This window comes from Rhodopirellula maiorica SM1 (genome assembly GCF_000346295.1).
Classification (GTDB): domain Bacteria; phylum Planctomycetota; class Planctomycetia; order Pirellulales; family Pirellulaceae; genus Novipirellula; species Novipirellula maiorica.
On record NZ_ANOG01000868.1, the window covers coordinates 1 to 1586 of the forward strand.

General features: G+C 53.8%; 1 protein-coding gene. It reads right to left on the reverse strand.

Annotated features, from left to right (window positions below; all coding sequences use genetic code 11):
- A partial coding sequence (locus RMSM_RS27745; RefSeq protein WP_052031836.1) for an alpha/beta hydrolase occupies nucleotides 1–750 on the reverse strand: 750 nt, incomplete at its 3' end.
- Nucleotides 751–1586 lie beyond the last annotated feature (836 nt).

Genomic DNA, 1586 nt, shown 5'->3' on the forward strand with positions numbered 1-1586 from the left:
CCCACTCTTCTTGGATAGTTGGTCTCGTGTGGCGTCGAGCAGTTCAGTTGTGATCGTATGTCCGCCGTCGAAGGGAAGCCAGTTAATTTGAATTCCCCTGCGTTCAAGCATTTCGTGCAAGCGTTCAGAATCAGCGAACGGTAACACATCGTCACTCTTGCCGTGAGCAAGCAGAACTCGGATGTTGTGTCTCGAGTCAATTGATGACGAGTCGATCGCAAGGGCGGGCGAGTATAGGATCAGGTGCCGAATTGGCAGCGCCGAATCCGACAGAAGCATGCTTGACACAGTCGCCCCCTGCGAAAATCCGCCGATCGAAATCTCTGCATTCGGGTAAGTTTGTGAAGCGAATCGCACCAACGATGCAAGCTTCGCACGAGCGGATGCAAGTTCATCCTCAGTTGTCGCCCATGCGAGCCCTCCACCGTCGACAGAATGTGGTGCAGCGGGGAACACGAAAGCACGCGAGTCGCCACCGATGTAATCCGCGAGTGGGAGAAGATCAGATTCAGTAGCACCGTAGCCATGAAGTAGCACGATGATCTGAGCTGCATCCTTAATTGGAGATCCAGCGGTTTGGGTCTTGAGGCCACCCCATGGAGCATCTGTGTCAGTCGCAAGCGTTGTTTGTGGAGGATTGTCGATCGCGTCGCTGCGGTCACTCGCAGATTGCGAACAGCCAATTACCGTGGCGAGTAAGAGTGGAGCTAAACGTCGCAATCGAGGTTCCTGTCTGTCGGGTAACGTCACGCGTCACCGGGAACGCGCGGAAAAGTTTCCATCGGCCAAATCCCCCAGCTCGCGTCCTCCGGTGCACGCGGTTGTTATTTGGCGTTTGGCGTCCCCGGTCGAGGACAGAAACAATGTACCATCTTGATACCGGCAATTGATGCACCAGTCGCGATCAAGTCAAGTTCTTCATCAACAAATCCGCTGATCGACCAACCCTGTCCCATTTGTTGGGCACAGGATATCACGTCGTACACGACTGCAGTCCAGTCATTGAATTCGTGTTAGACATCGAAAGTCACGACGTGTCCGCCTTTATGATAATCGTTGACGGTGGCCCCGCAAAAGGCACGGTCAACGCGGGCACGCAATTTCGCGACAATGCGTTCTGCCGCATCGGGTCTCATTGTGTCGGTGAAGATTCTCCAATGTGATCGGGCCATCAACGGACGTAGTGCTCAATGTTTGTTGTTCAAGTCCAGGAGTGACGATCACCCTCGTCCAAATAACGGTAGAAATCACGCGGGACGGGCGAAAGACGTGCAAGCAGACCAAGAACCGCGACTCCCGTCCTCGCGTGCAGTACGCCCAGCATGGGCGTGATCTTGTGGGGTGAAAGTCCCCTGTACTTAGTTCCGGTTTCTTTCATGGAGTCAGTATACCAAATGAAATTCTAACGAAAGAACAGTACGAGGCGAAGGCAACTGCGGGGAGGTGACGATCCGTGGGAAGGAAGCCTGCGAATGTGACCGTAAATCTGACTAGCCGCCGAGAACAGTTCCGATTCAACAAATACCGAATCGGACAAGCTTCAAAGCTAAAACCGTCGCCAGACACATTCACGCCAAGACCCGCCA